The organism is Candidatus Competibacteraceae bacterium (assembly GCA_016699715.1).
Taxonomy (GTDB): Bacteria; Pseudomonadota; Gammaproteobacteria; order Competibacterales; family Competibacteraceae; genus Competibacter.
Window position 1 is genome coordinate 2830787 of sequence record CP065007.1, and the last position, 18299, is coordinate 2849085.

Below are 18299 nucleotides of genomic sequence, written 5' to 3' on the forward strand. Positions count from 1 at the left end.
ATGCTTTAAGCGATAGCCATCACGAATCACATCGTTGGCGCGCAATCGCTGTAATTGCACATAGCCACGGATCGCCGCAAAAACATTGCGCCGGAGACGGGAACGACCGGTTGGCGCCGTCTCCAGCGACCGCCCCCGCCCCGGACGGCACTTTCGCTTGTTCCGCACCGTTTGTATGGCCTTCGCCGGCCTGTCCGGTGGAACCGTACTTTCGCGGAATGCGCTTCACGTAGACGCGAAGGGTCGAAAACCACTGGTACGGGGCATTCGCTTGACCACCGTATGCAGTGTTCGGTTTGATCGGGAAACCGCTGTCCGTCAGCGAAAGTTCCATCCCGTTCTCGTGACGGCGCGGCATTCGTGCGTTCGCCATGATGCCACGGTGATGGTGTACACACAGGAAGGCCGCGGCGCCACCTGAGCAATGGCGAGCATCGAGGATTTTCGTATCGCGACCCACGCCCGCAATACCACGGCAAGCGCGAGGGAAATAGCAAGGAATCGTTGCTTATGGTGCCGGGAGAGAGACTCGAACTCTCACGGTATCACTACCGGCGGATTTTGAGTCCGCTGCGTCTACCATTCCGCCACCCCGGCAGGGAGGGAAGGACGATTATAAGGGTTTTCCAGCGCCGGGCAAGTCGCGACCCAGCGACTCATGTCGAAACCATGCCGGTCGGGTATGATTCCACCCTTTCCAAGACCCGGAAGGCGACATGTTGAATCTCAAGAGTCTGAAGGCGGAGTTCCTGCTGCTGCTGACGGCGCTGATCTGGGGATTCGCCTTCGTCGCCCAGCGGGTCGGCATGGACCACGTCGGCCCCTTCACCTACACCGGAGTGCGTTTTCTGCTGGGCGCGTTGTCGCTCCTGCCCCTGCTGCTGATCGGCTCGCGCACCGCCCGCCCGGCCCCGCCGCGAAACTGGCGGACGATCCTCGCCGGCAGCCTGCTGGCTGGGCTGTTTCTGTTCGCGGGCGCCACGCTGCAACAGCTTGGCCTGGTCCATACCACCGCCGGCAAGGCCGGTTTCATCACCGGTCTGTACGTGGTCATCGTGCCGTTACTGGGTTTGTTCTGGCACTCCACCCCGCCGAGCACTTGGGTCGGCGCGGGGCTGGCCATGGTTGGTTTATATCTGCTGACCATGACCGACGGCCTGACTTTGGCCGAGGGTGATGGCTTGGTGCTGGCCGGGGCGTTTTTCTGGGCCGGGCATGTGCTGGTGATCGGCTGGCTATCCGGGCGGATCGAACCGGTACTGCTGGCCTGCCTGCAAATCACCGTGTGCGGCGTGCTGAGCCTGGGCGTGGCGCTGGCCATCGAGCCGATCTCCCTGCGTGACCTCCAAGACGCGACGCTGCCGATCCTGTACGGTGGCCTGCTCTCGGTCGGCGTCGCCTACACCCTGCAAGTGGTGGCCCAACGCGACACCCCGCCGTCCCACGCCGCGATCATTCTCAGCCTGGAAACCGTGTTCGCGGTGCTGGGTGGCTGGTTGCTGCTGGACGAAGCCTTACCCGGCCGCGGGCTGCTGGGCTGCGGCCTGATGCTCATCGGCATGTTGCTGTCGCAACTGGGGCTGGGCAAGACCGCGCCCACGCCGACCGAGCCAGCGATGCCCTCCGCAACGCTGGTGGCCGACGAACGCCGTTAGTCGTCCTTACCGGCGGCGGCGTCGGGTTCCCGCGAAGTTCCGGGCTCCTCCGGCGGCGGTGATTCCGGTTCGCCATCCTTCAACGGGTCGCCACCCAATCGCTCCTGATACCAGCACTGGTAACAGAGCCGCAAACCGTCTTGGCTCAGAAAACCGGCCGGCGGCCCGAATCGTCCGCACAAATCGCAAATCAGATAGCTGCTGACCATCGCTCGCTCCCGTTGGGTCCAGTATCCCAAACAGATAGCCGTCCTGCCCGCGTTTCTCCACTTGCCTGACTCCGATGTGGGCCGTGGTTGGCAAAGCAAAGACTCACCCTGTGGAGACACTGGCATCGTTGATGCGCGAGGGCTGGGAAACGCTCAGCTCCACAAGGCTCGCACGCCGAAATAGGCAATGTCCTTGAAGCGGCGGATCGCGCCCTTGAGCAGCGACGCTTGCGGTCGGGTACAGAAGGTCATGCTGAGTATCACCCGCAGCTCATCCTCCTCCAAGCGAGTGACTTTATGGAATACCTTCGCCCCTTCGAACGCGATCAAGGTATTGGGCGGCGTGGGCACCCTCGTTTCCCGGTCGTCCTGGCGGATGATCAATTGCGCCGACGACAGCCGGTCTTCGTGGAGATGGCGGTTGACCAACGGCAACAGCACGGTGAAATGCCGACCGTTGTAAAAATTGTAATCGTAGTGCCAACCGATATGGTCGCGCGGCCGGTCGTAAAACAGCAGCGAATCAGGCGCGGGGATCGGCGAACAGATTATATGTCCGGACTTGGGCTGGCCGGTTCCCTGCGAATCGCCGATGACGTGAATGCCGGGTATCTGGGTGGATTCGTGGCTGTGCGGATCGATCGGCGCCCAGTACCGAGCCAGGGGAATATCTCTATAGATCATAATTATCATGATCTCGCCGAGGGTCAACCGCCTGGTTCGTTGGCGTTTTCGCTCGTCGCTGGTCGAGAGTTGATGATGCCAGGCCAAGAGGAACGGCCGGCAGAACTCATCCATATCGTGGAATAGGTGGTCTAAACTCGTCATGGAGGCTCCTGGAGCAGCAGGGGCGATACCGGGAACCTTGGCCGGTTCCGCTCCGGGGGTCGGATCCCATCCTTATTTAGAACTCATTACGCCTTTATGGAACCGCTTGAACCCCGGCTTTTACAACCCCCTAACAACTGCTGGCGTCTGGCACGCGCCGAGCGTCTGGCATTTCTTATCGACGGCGCGGCCTATTTTCGCGCCTTCCGGGAAGCGGTATGCCAAGCGCAACACTCCGTGCTAATCCTCGGTTGGGACATCGATACCCGCCTGCGCCTGGTTCGGGATGGTGAACCTGACGCCTTTCCCGAGCAGTTAGGCGACTTTCTCTACGCGCTGGCACGGTTACGCCGGGATCTGCGCATTCATGTGCTGGGCTGGGATTGGGCCTTACTCTATGCGCTGGAGCGACAGTGGCTACCCCTCTACAAGATGGAATGGCGCCGCCATCCACGCCTGCGTTTTCACCTGGATGATCAATACCCTTTTGGCGCCTCGCAACACCAGAAAGTGGTCGTGATCGACGACCGGGTCGCTTTTGTCGGTGGCCTGGACCTGTGCAAGAATCGTTGGGACACGCCCGATCATACGCCGAACGACGCGCGGCGCGTCAACACGGACAACGAAGCTTATCCACCGTTTCATGATGTGCAACTCGTGGTCGCCGGCGAGGCCGCCGCCAGCCTCGGCGACTTGGCTCGGGAGCGCTGGCACCGAGCGACTGGCGAAAATCTACGCGTACCCCTGGAACGGGATGATATTCCCTGGCCCCAGAGCGTCACGCCGGATTTGGAGAATCAAGCGATCGCCATCGCCCGCACCGAGGCTTCCCACAACGGTCGCGAGACGGTGCGCGAAATCGAATGCCTTTATTTGGAGGCGATCAGGTCGGCCCGGCGGTTTCTCTATATCGAGAACCAATATTTGACGGCCTGGCGCATTGACGAGGCGCTGACCCAACGGTTGCGGGAAGCGGAAGGCCCGGAGATCGTCATCGTCCTGCCGCTGAAAACCGGCGACTGGCTGGAGCAGCACACGATGGATGTGTTGCGCTCCCGCCTGCTGCGCCGCTTGCGGGAAGCCGATCGACATAACCGCTTGCGCATCTACTACCCTCACCAGGAAGGACTGGGGAAAGAATCCATCTACGTGCATAGCAAGCTGATGGTGGTGGACGACTCGTTGCTGCTGATCGGCTCGGCCAATCTCAACAACCGTTCCATGGGTTTCGACAGCGAGTGCGTCCTGGCCGTGGAGACGACCGACGACCGGTCGCGTCGATTCGTGGTGGGATTGCGCGACCGATTACTGGGTGAACATCTCGGCGCGGCACCTGAAACCGTTGCCGAGCGCATCGCTGACACAGATTCGCTGATCTCTGGCGTGGAGGGTTTACGCGGTGGTCAGCGTTCGCTGGAACTACTAGCGGGTGCTGTTCCGGATTATGCCAACGAATTGCTGCCTGATCATGCGATCATCGATCCGGAAAAACCAATCACCGTGGAGCAACTGGCGGATCGACTGATTCCGGAAGAAGAACGTCGTTCGACGAAACGCCAGATGGCCCCCGTTCTTGCCCTACTGGTCGCCGTACTCGGACTCGCCGCCGCCTGGCGCTGGACTTCTCTGAGCGATCTGCTGAGTACCTCGGCGCTGGTTGCCGCCCTCGAAGAACTGGGTAGCCATGCCAGCGCGCCTTTCCTGATGATCGCGGCTTACCTGGTCGGTGGTTTCATCGCCGTACCCGTGACCCTGCTGATCATCGTCACCGTACTGGCGTTCGGCCCCTGGCTGGGGTTTGGCCTGGCGCTGGCTGGCGCCGAACTGAGTGCATTGGCCCTTTTTTGGGTCGGACACAGGCTGGGACGTCCCTGGGTACGGCGTTTCGCGGGCAAGCGCATCAATCAACTGAGCCGTCGCCTAGCTCATCGTGGCATTTTAGCCATGACGACCCTGCGCATTGTACCGGTGGCGCCTTTCACCGTGGTCAACTTGGTGGCCGGCGCTTCCCATATTCGGCTTCGGGACTTCGCCATTGGCAGTCTGCTTGGATTGTTTCCAGGGACTCTGGCCATATCATTGTTCACCGACCAGGTGGCCGCCACGATTCACAAGCCGGATTTACCGACATTCGCGGCGCTGGCGGCGGTGGTCGGCGGTCTCGTCGCGGGGCTATGGGCGTTGCGCCGCTGGGTCGAACGCCGCGACAAGACTTCTCCTTGATTCAATAAAAATACGGATAGCGCCGGCTTATGAACAACGCCCTGGTTCAGAGCGCAGCGTTGGTCCTGTGCAGTTACAACATCCATGCCGCCGTCGGTCGCGATGGCCGCTTCGATCCCGACCGCACCCTGAGCGTCATCCGGGAACTGGATGCGGACATCATCGCCTTGCAGGAGGTGCAGGGTCTGGACCTCCTGGATTTTCTCGCAAGCCGCGCTGGTTTCGACGCCATCGCTGGTCCGACGCTGTTGCGTCAGGGCCAGGATTATGGCAACGCTTTGCTGACCCGTCTGCCGGTTCGCCAAGTGGAGCATCTCGATCTCAGTGTGCCCGACTGGGAGCCGCGCGGCGCGTTGAACGCGATGCTGGATGTAGATGGCCAGCCGTTCCGCGTGCTGGCCACCCATTTTGGGCTGCGCCCCGCGGAGCGTCGCCGTCAGGCTCGCCAAGTACTCCGCCGTCTCAACCAGTGGGACAGGGGTGAAATGACCGCACTGCTGGGCGATTTCAATGAATGGTTGCCGTGGGGTCGGCCTCTGCGCGGGTTGAACGCCTGGTTCGAACGCGCGCCGGCGCCGGCGACCTACCCGGCAAGCTTTCCCCTGCTGAGGCTGGACCGGATTTGGCTGCGGCCACGCGGGCGCTTGTTGGCCATTCATGCCCATCAGAGCCGCCTGGCCCGGCTGGCCTCCGATCATTTGCCCATTGTCGCCACCGTCAATTTCAATCGGGATGAGGGGCTGGAAATGGAGGAATAGCCATGAATCGTCTGATAAGGCCGAAGAGTAACCGCTCAGGTGTCTGTCGCAAAAAATGGCTTGACCAGATGAGCGTAAATGGATCACGGCTTGTTCCATGAGGTGCGTGATTGGTACCTCCTCCGGTGACAGTATCTGGGTATTTACCCTTGATCTACAATGGCGATCAATTCATCCGCGCGAAATAGCCATCAATACCATGTCCCCGCTGCACCGCTACGCTCTGCTCGGTTGCCTCCTCCTCCTGGTCCCCGGCGGGCTGGCCGCCGAACCCGCCGTCCCGCCTCTGCTGTTGCATGATTTCGAGCGACCCGCCAGCCCCACGGCGGGCGTGACCATGAGCGGCTGGACCACCGCGCCGGATCGCCGCGCCGGCCGGATCGATGACCGGCTGGAGCCCGCGCAACGGCCGGATTCTTCGGACAGCCGCCGGGCGTTGTATCTCCGCTACCGTTTCAGCCCGGATGCCATGGATGACATCGGCTGGCAACTGACCCTGCCCGACCTGGACGCCTCGGCTTACGATCATCTGGAGCTATGGATTCGCGGCGACGCCCGCGCCGGTTACGCCGATGCCTTGCAGCTCGAATTCAAGCAGCCGCTGACGGGAGCGCCGCCCGGCCTGCTGCGCCGGGGCAGCGCCGTGATCGACGGCATCACCGATTACTGGCAGCGTTTCCAGGTGCCCTTGCGGCGGATGAACGGCATCGCCGACTGGCGGCATCTGCGCCAACTGGCCCTGGTGCTGCAACCGCGCCGCTCGCCGGCCGCTGGCGCTTTCTGGCTGGACGACATTGCCCTGATCAAAACCGGCCAACCCGGCCCCAGCATCCACGATCCGGTGATCCCGCCGCACAAGACCGCCTGGGAAAACCGCCTCGGCGGCAAGGAAGCGGCTCAGCCTCACATCCGCGCCCGGCTGGCCGGTTGGCCGGAACGCCTGTTGGTGAGTCCGGCGGAGTTGCCGGCCGACAACCGCGCGTTTCTGGAACGGCTGGCGCGCGATACCTGGCGCGGGCTGGCGGCCTTGAGCGACCGCGAACACGGCCTGCCGCTCGACACGGTACGCCTCAACGGCTCCGTTGTCCCCGAACGGGCTTGGGTGGGCGACTACACCAACGTCACCAACATCGGCCTGTATTTGATCGACGTCGTCGCCGCGCGGGAACTGGGCCTGATCGACCCTGACGCGGCGCGGGCGCGGCTGAGCCAAACCTTGGACACGCTGGAGCGGTTGGAAACCTGGCGGGGGTTTTTCTTCAACTATTACGACACCACCACTCTGGAACGCACCAGCCATTTCATTTCCTTCGTGGATTCGGCTTGGCTGAGCGCCGGGCTGATGGTGGTTCGCAACAGCGTGCCCGAACTGGCGGCGCGCTGCGCCCGGCTGATCGACCGCGAGGATTACGGCTTTTTCTACGATCCGGTCGAGCAGTTGATGATGCACGGCTATTACGTCAACCTGCCTTACCGCTCCGAATACAGTTACGGCTTGTTGTACAGCGAATCGCGGCTGGGCAGCCTGATCGCCATCGGCAAGGGCGAGGCGCCAGCGGAACATTGGTACCGCATGGCCCGCACCTTCCCACGCGACTTCGACTGGCAGTCGCAATCGCCCAAGGGCCGTGTCGTCAAGACCGTGAACGGTCACACTTTCTCCGGTGGCTACTACGTCTGGAAAGGATTGCGTTACGTGCCATCCTGGGGCGGCAGTCTGTTCGAGGCACTGATGCCGCTGCTGGTGTTGGACGAACCACGCCTGGCGCCCGCCAGTCTGGGCCGCAACGCGCGGGTTCATACCCAGATCCAGCGCCGGTTCGCCCTGGAGCATTTGGGCTATCCGGTGTGGGGGTTGTCGCCCAGTTCGAAGCCGGACGGGCGCGGTTACGGCGAATACGGGGTTCGCCTGCTGGGTGCGCGTGGCTATGCGGCCGGCGCGGTGACCCCGCACGCGGCGGCGCTGGCCCTGCTGGCGGACCCGGTGGCGGCCGTCGCCAACCTGCGGCAATTGGCGGAACGCTATCCTCTTTACGGCGATTTTGGGTTTTACGACGCCGTGGACCCGCGCGACGGCCGGGTGGCTTACAACTATCTAGCCTTGAACCAGAGCATGATCCTGATCGCGCTGGCCAACCATTTGCGGGACGGCGTCATCCAGCGCTATTTCGCCGCCGACCCGATCATTCAGCGGGTGCTACCGCTGCTCGGCGCGGAACGGTTTTTCGACTGACGGAACCTTCATGGCCAGCGTTGATTTCGAACACATCGACAAAATTTATCCGGGCGGAACCCAGGCGGTTTTCGATTTCAATCTGACCGTTGCCGATGGGGAAGCGTTGGCGCTGGTCGGTCCCTCCGGCTGCGGTAAATCCACCCTGTTGCGGCTGTTGGCCGGTCTGGAAACCGCGACTCGCGGCACCCTGCGCATCGGCGGGCAAGCGGTCAACGACCAGCCGCCGCAACGGCGCAATGTGGCGATGGTGTTCCAGGACTACGCCCTTTATCCGCACATGACGGTGCGGCGCAACCTGGAATTTCCGCTGAAAATGCGCGACCTGCCCCGCGCCGACATCGAACGACAGATGCAATGGGCGGCGGAACTGCTGGGTCTTGGCGAGCTGCTCGACCGTTTGCCCCGGCAACTGTCCGGCGGCCAGCGCCAGCGGGTGGCGATGGGTCGGGCGCTGGTGCGGCAACCGACCGTGTTTCTGATGGACGAACCGCTGTCCAATCTGGACGCGCGACTGCGGGTGCAAATCCGCGCCGAATTGAGCGATCTGCTGGAGCGGTTGAGCGCGACCACGATTTACGTCACCCACGACCAGGCCGAGGCGATGACGCTGGGCGACCGGGTGGCAGTGCTGGATCATGGCCACCTGCAACAGGTGGCGCCGCCCCAGGAGTTGTACGAGCGACCCGCCAACACCTTCGTGGCCGGCTTTATCGGCAATCCACCGATGAACTTGTTCCCGGCGCGGCTGGTTGCCGACGTGGAGGGGTTGCGGCTACGGGTGGGACAAGTAGCGTCGCTGGCATTACCCGCCGCCACGACCGAATGTTGGCGGGATCGGCTGGATCAGCCGCTGACCGCCGGTCTTCGCCCCGAACATTTGTCGCTCGCCGCCGAAGAGGAAGCGGGATGGCGGGCGACGGTGCACGACGCCGAATATCTGGGTCACGAAACCCTGCTTTATCTGCGCCTCGCCGGCATGACCGACCCGAATCCGATCCTGGTCGCACGCCTGCCGGGCATTCGCCCTTTTCACAAGGGCGATGCGATGAAACTGCGGCTGGATTGCGAGCGATTGCATCTGTTCGGCTCGGACGGTGGGAGAAAATAAGGGGCAGGTCGTCACGATTTATTCCATTGACGACACTATTCCGGCCAATATTCCTCGCTCAATAATTGCTCGGCGCTAAAAGGACAGAGCGGAGGAAACGTCTGTTTGTTTAGGCCTGTTTCCCTGACCGCTAATAATAAGCTTTTCAAATAAGCTTTTTCCATCCGTTCATTCAGACTAGCAACAAGACTGGGATTTTCTTCGAGCAATTCCTTGACATCGAATCGCTGCACGTCAATGGTATTCCGCCAACTGTTGCTGCGTAGTTCCGATTGGAATTGCCATTTCAATAGATGGGCCATGAGCACCGCCAACCGGTTGATCAATTCCCGTCGTTCGCTCGCGCCCATGCTCTCCAACTCCTCGGCAATATGTGCAACATCCGCTTCGGATAAGCGCCCCTCCCGTAGCAAGGCCGATTGCTGGAGCGTCCAGGCGTGAAAGTCCCGATCATGCAAAGTGGCTGACTTAAACATCGGTAATTACCTGTCTTTAAATGGAAAACGGGGTCTGTCAGATACCGATGGCTTGCTGCTTATTGCTCCACCGGATCACATGCAGCGGAACACCATCCGCTATTTCCAAGCCGGCAGTCAGTCCAATCCCAACACCTGCTCGGCAGACCAGGTCTAATGTTCAGGAAAACTGGACAATCCCGTTTCCTCAGCCGCCTGCGCGGTCGCATCTTCCCAAACCCCTTCCCACCAATCCCCATTCTGCAAATCAGTTTTCAGACTCGGCGTTTTATGCAGACGACGGATGATGCCTTTCCGTTGATTGCGAATCGCGACTTCCCACGATGCACCCCGACGGTCTGGCTGACGCTCCCACTTGAGCAGATGAGCCAACAACACCGCCATACGGCTGGCCAATTCCCGTTGTTCGCTTTTACCCACGTCTTCAATCTCTTCCGCCAGATGTTCCAAGTCCAATTGCTCGAATTGACCGGCTTTCAAGCACCGTGCCTGCTCGCGAGACCAGGCCACAATGCCGGTTGCATAATCGATCTTTCCAGACATGGCCGCCTCCTTTGAAACTCGTTTAACTCCAATGAAGAAAGGAAAATCCGACACCCTACAGAGATTGGCATTTGCCGAAATCGCCTGGGGATACGCCTATCTTGGCCATCGCCAAGGCCGGTCCAGCTCGTCATTATCCAATCATGCCCGATAGGCGGGCCATTCCAGGACGGAGCCGGACCGTTCCCCGGTCGGCCTCAACGCCCGTGGGGGAGATATTTCCCTTGTCATGGAGTCTGACTCCTTGAAAGATAATGACAGAGACGATTCAGGCAGAGACCCTGCCTGGGGAAAGACGGCTGGCTGGATTCGTCCACGCCGCCGTCACCGGGAAAACACACTCGCGCGAGGATTGACCATGATCGAACAACTGCCATCCGCGTCACCGGCGATCCTGGGCTTCAAGCTCCAGGGCAAACTTCACGATCAGGACTATCAAAGCTTCGTTCCCACGCTCGAAGCCGCGATTGCCGCGCACGGCAAGATCCGGATGCTGGCTCAGTTCGAGGATTTCCACGGCTGGGATCTTCATGCCATGTGGGACGATTTCCAGTTCGGCGTCAAACACTATTCCGATCTCGAACGAATCGCCATCGTCGGGGACCGCAAATGGGAAGAGTGGATGGCAAAGCTTTGCAAGCCGTTCACCAAGGCCAGCGTGAACTACTTCGACGCCAGTCAAATCAACGCAGCCTGGGCCTGGCTGCGCGAGGGCGCTTAATCCGCCATCCGGTTATTGGCAAAGTGGCCGGCGCCCTGGAGCATGGCGCCGTCGCCATTGGGAAGCAGAGGGACCGACGCGCACTCGGAGCGCCGGCTCCCTGTGCTGCGATTACAGCTCGATCCGGGTGCCCAGTAACTTCAGAAACGCGCTCAGCCAGGCGGGATGAGCGGGCCAGGCCGGCGCGGTGACCAGGTTGCCCTCCGTGTGCGCCGCATCCAAGCCGATATCGGCATAACGGCCGCCGGCCCGTTCCACATCGGGGCCACAGGCCGGATAGGCCGAGCAGGAGCGGCCTTCCAGCACGCCGGCCGCCGTTAGCACCTGTGCGCCATGGCAGATCGCCGCAATCGGCTTGTTGGCGGCGGCGAAGTGACGGACGATCTCGATCACCGTGGGATTCAGCCGGATGTATTCCGGCGCCCGCCCGCCGGGGATCACCAGCGCGTCGTAATCCTCGGCCCTGACCTCGGCGAAAGTGGCGTTGAGGGTAAAGTTGTGGCCCGGTTTTTCGCTGTAGGTCTGCGCGCCGTCGAAATCGTGAACCGCGGTGCGGACCTGGTCGCCGGCCTTTTTGTCCGGGCAGACCGCCTCGACCGTGTGCCCGACCATTTGCAGGGCCTGAAACGGCACCATGACTTCGTAATCCTCGACGTAATCGCCGACCAACATCAAGATTCGCTTAGCGCTCATGAGGGTTCTCCTGGGGTTTCGAACGGTGGGTTGCTATCCAGCTTCACTACGACCTGATGGATATTGCCGTCCCGAAACAGCGGTACGCACGCCGCACCGTCGTCGATCAGGCCGGGCACATCGTCGATTTCCACCGCCGCGACCCGTTCCGCCCGGCCATTGGGGTTGCACACCTCGATTTCATAGACCGCCTCGCCGTCCGGCAAGCGGTAGCGCAGGCTGAAGCCCGGCCAACCGTCCGGGATGCGGGGCCGCAAGCGCAGGCTATGCCCCTCGTCCAGTTCCAGGCCGAGAATGGATTCCAGCATCACCCGCAGCAGCCAGCCGGCCGAGCCGGTGTACCAGCTCCAGCCGCCACGGCCGACATGCGGGGGCGCGCCGTACACGTCGGCGGCCACCACGAACGGTTCCAGCCGGTAGCGCGCCACCGCTTCGGGGGTCGAGGCGTGGCTGATCGGGCTCAGCATCTCCAGCAGTTGGACGGCCCGGTCGCGCCGGCCCAACTCCGCCAGCGCCCGTACCACCCACAACGCCGCGTGGGTGTACTGTCCGCCGTTCTCCCGCACCCCGGCGACGTAGCCCTTGATATAACCGGGATCGTGCGGGGTATGTTCGAACGGCGGCGCCAGCAAACGGATCAAACCGTCTTCTTCCGCCACCAGATGGCGCTCGACCGCATCCAGCGCCGCTTCGGCGCGGGCCGGCGGCGCGGCTTGGGAGATCACCGCCCAAGCCTGCGCCAGCGCGTCGATTTGACATTCATCGCTGGCGGAAGAGCCCAGCACCGCGCCATCGTCGTACCAGGCGCGGCGATACCATTCCCCATCCCAACCATCCCGATTGAGCGCCTCGGCCAGATGGCGACGAAACGCCGCGTAGCGCCGCGCCCGGTTGTAATCACCGTGCTGGCCGCACACGCCCACGAACTCGCCAAGGATGTGGTAGAGAAAAAAGCCCAGCCAAACGCTTTCGCCGCGCCCTTCCCGGCCGACCCGGTTCATGCCGTCGTTCCAGTCGCCGCCGCCCATCAGCGGCAAGCCGTGCGCGCCCTGAGTCAATGAGCGGTCCAGCGCCCGGCAGCAGTGTTCGTACAGACTGGCCGTTTCGTCCGCTTCGTCCGGTTCCAGGAATGCCTCGTCTTCGCCCGATCCGAGTAGCCGCGCCTTGAGAAAAGACACCGGTTCGCCGAACAGGCTCCAGTCGCCGGTGGCGCGGGCGTAAAAAGCCGCCAGGCAGGGCAGCCACAGCAGATCGTCGCTGAACCGGGTGCGGACGCCCTGACTCAACGGTGGATGCCACCAGTGCAACACATCGCCCTCGACGAACTGATGAGCGGCGTGCAACAACAACTGCCGACGGGTCAGTTCGGGATCGTGATGGATCAGCGCGGCGGCATCCTGCAACTGGTCGCGAAACCCGAAAGCCCCGCCCGACTGATAGAAGGCCGAACGGCCCCAAAGCCGGCAACTCAGCGTCTGGTAAGCGGCCCAGCCGTTGACCAGCAGATCGAGCGCCGGCACCGGCGTTTTAACCCGCACCGCGGACAACCAGTCCCGCCAGAACTCCCGAACCTCGGCCAGGGCCGCCGCGATCGCGCCATCTTCGCGGTAGCGGGCCGTCAGTCGGCGCACCTCGTCCCGGCCGTCGGCTTCGCCCAGCAAAAAAGCCTGCTCCAGCATCGCCCCCGGCTCCAGTCGGATCATGGTTTGCAGCACGAAGCAGGGATCGAGATCCGAGCCCAGCCGCCCGCTCAGCATCTGGCCACGCGCCAGCGCCGCCGGACGGGCGGGGTGGCCGTGACGACCGATAAATTCGGCGCGGTCACCGCTAAAGTACAGTGGAACACTGTCGAATGGCGCGACGGCGGCGAAGGCGATCCGGCCGGAGAATTCCCGATTGTGGTTTTCGGCCAGCAGGATGCCGGCCGCCGCATCCCGCTCGATCCGGGTCCGCGCCGTGCTCTCGCCCGGTAACACGCCCAGCACCAGCCGGGCATAGGCGAACAGGGACAAGCGGCGCGGCCGGTCGCTGGTATTGCGCAGCCGGACCCAGGCGATTTTGACCGGGTCCTCGCGCGGCGCGAACAAACACAATTCCTGCTCCAATCCCTGGTGGTGATGGCGGTAGCGACTGTAGCCGAAACCGTGACGGATTTCGTGGAACACCGGTTGCGGGGTCGGGCCGGGCGCCAGCGACCAGAACGCGCCGCTGTCCTCGTCGCGCAGATACCAAGCCTCGCCGTGCGGGTCCAGCACTGGGTCGTTGTACCAGGGGGTCAGCCGGTTCTCACGGCTGTTCTGGCTCCAGGTGCAACCGGCGCCGGTCTCGCTGGCGATAAAGCCAAATCCCGGGTTGGCGATCACGTTGGTCCAGGGTTGCGGCGGCAGGCCCAATCGACCGCCGGCCTCCGGTTGGAGCCGAATGACGTATTCCGTACCGTCGGCGCTGAAGCCGCCATGGCCATTCCAGAACTGGAGTGGCTCCTCGTCGAGCGGGAGTTCGACCGCGGGCGCGAGGGGAAATGCCGGCGGCGGGGCCACGGTTTCCGCCGCAATCCGGCGGGTTGACACCGGTTCGGTCGGGCCGCCCGACGCCGCCCGAAATGCACCTTCGATCGCCGCCACCGAGGCATGGCCCGCCGCCAGCGCCAGCGCCTGTTCCCGCGTGGCCGCCGCGCCGAGCAGGAACGTCAAACACGCCTCCCCGCCGGGCTCCAGCTCCACCGTCCGGCGCAGGCTGACGATCGGGTCCAGCACCTTGCCGACCGTGCCGGACAAGGGTTCGGATTCCACCAAAGCCCGCGGCGCGGCCAGCGTGTAGCCCCGGCCGATGAAGCGGGCGCGGTCGGTTTCGTATTGTGGCGATTCGGCATGATCCGCTTCGCCGACCAGCGCGTGGACCAGCCAGCATTCCGGCTCGTGTGGCGCGCGCGGTCGGCGCCGGGCCAGCAGCGCCCGCTGTTCCGCTACCCACTCGGTTTGGACGAACAGTTTGGAAAAAGCCGGATGCGCGGCGTCGGCGGCCCAGTCGTTCAACACCACTTCGGCGTAACTGCTCAGCTCGATCCGCCGGGGCCGGTCGCCGAGATTGCGCAGGGTTAGCCGCCGCAGTTCCCCATCGATGTCGGCCGGTACGCAGGCTTCGAGGCAAGCGTCGATTTCTTCATGCCGGCACAGCAGTTCGGTCAGGGCGGGACCGAAGCGGCCGGACCGGCGTTCCGCCGTTCCCGCCGCCGGCTGCTGGCCCAGTGACCAGAACGCGCCGCTGTCGAGATCGCGCAGGTACAGGAAGAAACCGTCGCCGTCTTCGAGGGGATCGGCGCTCCAGCGGGTCAGTGCCAGCTCGCCCAGCAGGGCGCAGCCGGTACCGCTGGCGGTGAGCAAGGTAGCGTAGCGGCCGTTGGTCAATACCTGCCCGCCGAACAGCTGGGCGGATTTGGATAAGGCGGCGCGCATGAAAATTCTCCCGGCAAACCTGAAGCGATGGAGGAAAGTGTAGCTTTATCGAGCGGGGATGCCGGGGTAATGCAAGTCCACTTCAGCCGGAAACCGGTCGATCCGCACGGTTTCGGCGGTCAGGGCCGGGACCGGCTGGCCATTGACCGTCACCGTCCGTAGCGGCCGATCGAGCGGCGAGTGCAGCACGATGCCCCCCGGCGGCACGACCACATCGCCGCTTAAGCGCACTCGCAGCGTGTCCGGACCGCTCATCGCCATCCGGTAATTCAGGGTACCGTGCCAGGTCGGCAGGCGCTTGACCGTCACTCCTTCCGGACTGGTCGCCCAGGCGGGTGGAATACCGGCGCCGATCACCAGTGCCTGATCGGCCTCGCGTTCGTAGGCGAACAGGGCACGCGCCGCGCGGATGAAGTCGGAACCGATCCAGGTGTGCGGCATGTCGCCGATGAAGCGGGGTGCGCGGGGTGCGCGCCACACCACTTCCGCCCAGTGGTTCCAGGCCGCCGGCCGCTGGCCTTCGAAAAAGAACGCCAGTTGCCGCAGCGCCTGGTCGCGCTGGCCCAGCCGGATCATGGTGCCGACCACCCGCAGTTCATAGGGCGTGTACGCTTCCCAAGTGGCGTCCGCAAGACGCTGGCGAAAAAATTCGTCGTAGCGCTCGAAGGTGCGGTCCAGCGCCGGTTGCGGCAGCCAACCCAACTCGCCGCCCGGATCGACGGCGATGGTGGTCGCGGTGGGGTCGAAGTCGCCCAGTTCGACCGCGCCGGGAATGAAGTCGATCCAATGCAACTTCATGGCTTCGGAAATGGAAGCGTACAGATCCTCGCGGAACGCCCGATGCATCGCCGCGAACCGTTCCGCCTCGGCGTCCTCGCCCAGCACCGCCGCCATGGCGGCCGCATCCTTGAGGCCGCGCAGCACGAAGAAATTGTCCCAATAGGAATGGCGCGGCTGGCTGGCGTAGCCCTCGTGACTGATCGATTCCGGCACCAACCCCCGATAGGGCACATAGTCGGGATCGGCCCGGTACTTCTCGGTCAGGCGCTGCTGACGCAGCGAGTCGATGTAGCCGACTGTCTTGATCACATACGGCCACATTTCGCGCAGGAAACCGACATCGCGGGTGTAGCGGTAGTACTCCATCACCGCGAAGATGAATTCGCCGTGGCTGTCGTTTTCGGGGACCGGATCGGCGCCGCGCTGGTCCACACAGCAGGGAATTCGGCCATCGGCGGCTTGATAGGGCGCGTACCATTGCAGAAATTCCCGCACCTCCTCGGTATAACCCATCCCCAGCAGCGCCGCCGAGGTGAGCGCGCCGTCGCGGATCCAGGAGCGGGCGTAGGCGCGCGAGCCCGGCTGGATGGCGGGACCGTCGCGGTTGATCAGGATATAGGCCAGATTGCTCTTGATGCTGTCGGCGATCCGCCGGGCGACCGGCGGCAGATCCAGTTCGACCCGGTCCAGTCGCGTTTCCCACTCCCGCCGGGTTTGCTCCAGCACCTGATTGGCGCGGACGGAAGCCTCGGCATCGGTCGGCGCCAGCGGGCCGGCCTCGGCCGCGCGGAAGGGGATGCGCAGGTAGACCTCGCGCCCCTCGCCGGGCCGCAGGTCCCAGCCGTACTCCAGCGCGCCGGAGGCGTAGCCAAAAGCGTCGTCCACCGCAACGCGGTCGGGCAGCTTGCCGGCCGCCAGATAATCGATGATCGGCCCCTGGTCGAAGGTGGCGGCGCGGAAGCGGTCAGGCTCGGTCAGCACGGCGATCGCCTGGTCGGTCCGGTTCACCCGGATCGCACGGTCGGCATAGCTCAGCTCGTGGATGGGGGAAACGCCGCCTTGCGTGTTCAGCGATTGCCAGGGCGGGTTGACCTGAAACGGCCGCACCGCCAGGAACAGGGTGACATGGCGGGTTTCGGCGCTCAGGTTTTCCAGCCGGTAGCGGGCGTACAGGGTCGATTTACCCGGCTGGCCGGCGGCGAAGACGGTGATCGCCAGCCAGAAATGCTCGTGCTCCCAGCGCACGCTGGGGATGGGCAGATAGCCGTTGGCCAGATCCTGGACCGGCTCCACGTCGGCCCAGGTGAGCAAGCGGCCGTCGGCGAACAGAAACGGCGCGAGGGTGAAGCCGCCTTTATTCACTTCCAGCGTGCCGTCTTCGTCGAACAGCGCCTCCTTGCCATCGCCGCTCACCCCCACCACGGTCCAATAGCACTGCTCGCCCTGGAAATAGCGCGGGTAGTAACCGCGCGGGTTGTCGCGGGCGATGGCCTCGAAAAAGTGGTTGGGGGAGCTGGAAAACTCGTAGGACTGCATCTGGACGCGGCCAATGCCGTAGCCGCGGTGCCGGCTGCTGCGTTGCAGGTTCAGGCGCAGGTAGCGCGATTCGGCGTCGGGCAGGTACAGGTAATCGCGCCGGCCATTGCCATCGCGCACGGTGTAAACCGTCCGCCAGTCGCTACCGTCGTCGGAAACCTGTACCTGATAATCGCTGGCGTAATCGTCCGGGTCCCAGTCGATCACCAGGCCGCCGTATTCGCGCGGAACCAGAAAATCCAGTAATAACCACTGGTCTTCGGCCAGCGCGCCACTGTGCCAACTCGTGGCCGGGTCGGCGTCGAACACCGCCGCCGGTGGACGGTCCGCAATCGCGGTCGAGGCGCTGGCCACCGGTTGCAGCGTGTAGGCATGGGTCGGCTCGCGTTGTTCGAAGGTTAACTCGTCGATCCAGATCGAGCCCTTACCGTGGCCTTGCGCCCCCGGCAGGATGGCGAATTCGACCACCGCCACTTCTTCCAGCGGGCCGCCCGGACCCCAGGCCCGACTAAGATGGCGCTTCTTGACGGCGATGGGCCGCCATTCGCGGGGAAAGGCGTAGTCGCGCTGCTTGAACCACCAGACGTTCTGCTTCGGATCGATCAGCTTGAACTCGAAATCGCCGACCGGCGCCTCGCCGCGCAGCTGGAAGTGAAACGCGAAATTGTCGGGCAGGCGCAGGCGAAATTCCTTGCGGGCGATCGCCCAGCCGGCGCCGTCCTGAAACTCGAAATCCAGCCGCATGCCGCGACCGGTACGGCCGGCATCCCGCGCGATCTCCAGCCGCGTGCCGGGCGACGTGGCGACGCTCCAGCCGTCCAGATTTTCGAAATCGTCAAGCGGCACGGTTTTGCGCTCGTTCGCACCGCCGGATGGCGTGGGCGAAACCGCCAGGATGGAGGCGGGCAGCACGGTCAGGATCGTCATGAAAATCAGAGCAGGCAGGGCGCGGACTGGCGACATGATGGGCACGAACACTCGTCGGAAAATTCTCGCATTGTTAGGGGGGTTCCGTGACGGGCGGTCTGGAACAGGTGAAACAAAAGCGGCCCGTGACGAAAAAAGCCTTTCAACTTTA

14 protein-coding genes and 1 tRNA gene are annotated in these 18299 nt (G+C 63.5%); 6 read left to right on the plus strand and 9 right to left on the minus strand.

Translation table 11 applies throughout. The annotated features are described in order from the left end of the window. Positions 1-19: 19 nt before the first annotated feature. Both IPM89_12790 and IPM89_12795 read right to left on the minus strand, forming a co-directional pair. On the minus strand, positions 20-334 hold the full coding sequence (locus IPM89_12790; protein QQS53722.1) for a hypothetical protein: 315 nt from the start codon (positions 332-334) through the stop codon (positions 20-22). 177 nt (positions 335-511) lie between these two features. Beyond that, a tRNA-Leu gene (locus IPM89_12795) sits at positions 512-597 on the minus strand. Positions 598-719: 122 nt separating this feature from the next. Between IPM89_12795 and IPM89_12800 the strand changes: the two genes are divergently transcribed. Next, positions 720-1655, plus strand: coding sequence for a DMT family transporter (locus tag IPM89_12800; GenBank protein ID QQS55918.1), 936 nt, complete (start codon positions 720-722; stop codon positions 1653-1655). Here IPM89_12800 and IPM89_12805 read toward each other — a convergent pair. Together IPM89_12805 and IPM89_12810 are read right to left on the minus strand one after the other, a co-directional pair. Then, entirely contained in the window at positions 1652-1864 is a 213-nt protein-coding gene (locus IPM89_12805) for a hypothetical protein (GenBank protein QQS53723.1), read from the minus strand. The two genes, IPM89_12800 and IPM89_12805, sit on opposite strands and share 4 nt — an antisense overlap. Positions 1865-2017: 153 nt before the next feature. After that, positions 2018-2692, minus strand: a complete 675-nt coding sequence (locus IPM89_12810) for a hypothetical protein (GenBank protein ID QQS53724.1) — start codon at positions 2690-2692, stop codon at positions 2018-2020. A gap of 96 nt (positions 2693-2788) precedes the next feature. Between IPM89_12810 and IPM89_12815 the strand changes: the two genes are divergently transcribed. The 4 genes from IPM89_12815 to IPM89_12830 all read left to right on the plus strand — a co-directional run bounded on the left by IPM89_12815 (position 2789) and on the right by IPM89_12830 (position 9017). Beyond that, positions 2789-4915 carry a VTT domain-containing protein gene (locus IPM89_12815; GenBank protein ID QQS53725.1) on the plus strand — a complete coding sequence of 709 codons (2127 nt, stop codon included), beginning with the start codon at positions 2789-2791 and terminating at the stop codon, positions 4913-4915. A gap of 29 nt (positions 4916-4944) precedes the next feature. Then, positions 4945-5673 (plus strand): endonuclease/exonuclease/phosphatase family protein, encoded by a 729-nt coding sequence (locus tag IPM89_12820; protein QQS53726.1) that lies wholly within the window; start codon positions 4945-4947, stop codon positions 5671-5673. A gap of 199 nt (positions 5674-5872) precedes the next feature. Further along, positions 5873-7906, plus strand: a complete 2034-nt coding sequence (locus IPM89_12825; GenBank protein QQS53727.1) for a DUF3131 domain-containing protein — start codon at positions 5873-5875, stop codon at positions 7904-7906. A 10-nt stretch (positions 7907-7916) separates the two neighbouring features. Then, positions 7917-9017 (plus strand): ABC transporter ATP-binding protein, encoded by a 1101-nt coding sequence (locus IPM89_12830; GenBank protein ID QQS53728.1) that lies wholly within the window; start codon positions 7917-7919, stop codon positions 9015-9017. Between the two features lie 35 nt (positions 9018-9052). Here the strand turns inward: IPM89_12830 and IPM89_12835 are convergent, their stop codons facing one another. Together IPM89_12835 and IPM89_12840 are read right to left on the minus strand one after the other, a co-directional pair. After that, positions 9053-9493 carry a DUF29 domain-containing protein gene (locus tag IPM89_12835; GenBank protein ID QQS53729.1) on the minus strand — a complete coding sequence of 147 codons (441 nt, stop codon included), beginning with the start codon at positions 9491-9493 and terminating at the stop codon, positions 9053-9055. Positions 9494-9646: 153 nt separating this feature from the next. Continuing rightward, positions 9647-10036, minus strand: a complete 390-nt coding sequence (locus tag IPM89_12840; GenBank protein QQS53730.1) for a DUF29 domain-containing protein — start codon at positions 10034-10036, stop codon at positions 9647-9649. Between the two features lie 358 nt (positions 10037-10394). Here IPM89_12840 and IPM89_12845 point away from each other — a divergent pair, with 358 nt between their 5' ends. After that, positions 10395-10757, plus strand: coding sequence for an STAS/SEC14 domain-containing protein (locus tag IPM89_12845; GenBank protein QQS53731.1), 363 nt, complete (start codon positions 10395-10397; stop codon positions 10755-10757). Positions 10758-10868: 111 nt separating this feature from the next. On the opposite strand, the gene IPM89_12850 is transcribed toward IPM89_12845, so the two are convergent. The 3 genes from IPM89_12850 to IPM89_12860 are packed head-to-tail and all read right to left on the minus strand — an operon-like array spanning position 10869 to position 18193. Then, positions 10869-11450 (minus strand): DJ-1/PfpI family protein, encoded by a 582-nt coding sequence (locus tag IPM89_12850; protein QQS53732.1) that lies wholly within the window; start codon positions 11448-11450, stop codon positions 10869-10871. Next, entirely contained in the window at positions 11447-14905 is a 3459-nt protein-coding gene (locus tag IPM89_12855) for a glycosyl transferase (protein QQS53733.1), read from the minus strand. Before IPM89_12855 ends, IPM89_12850 begins: the two co-directional genes overlap by 4 nt. Before the next feature lie 45 nt (positions 14906-14950). Then, positions 14951-18193 carry a discoidin domain-containing protein gene (locus tag IPM89_12860; protein ID QQS53734.1) on the minus strand — a complete coding sequence of 1081 codons (3243 nt, stop codon included), beginning with the start codon at positions 18191-18193 and terminating at the stop codon, positions 14951-14953. Positions 18194-18299 lie beyond the last annotated feature (106 nt).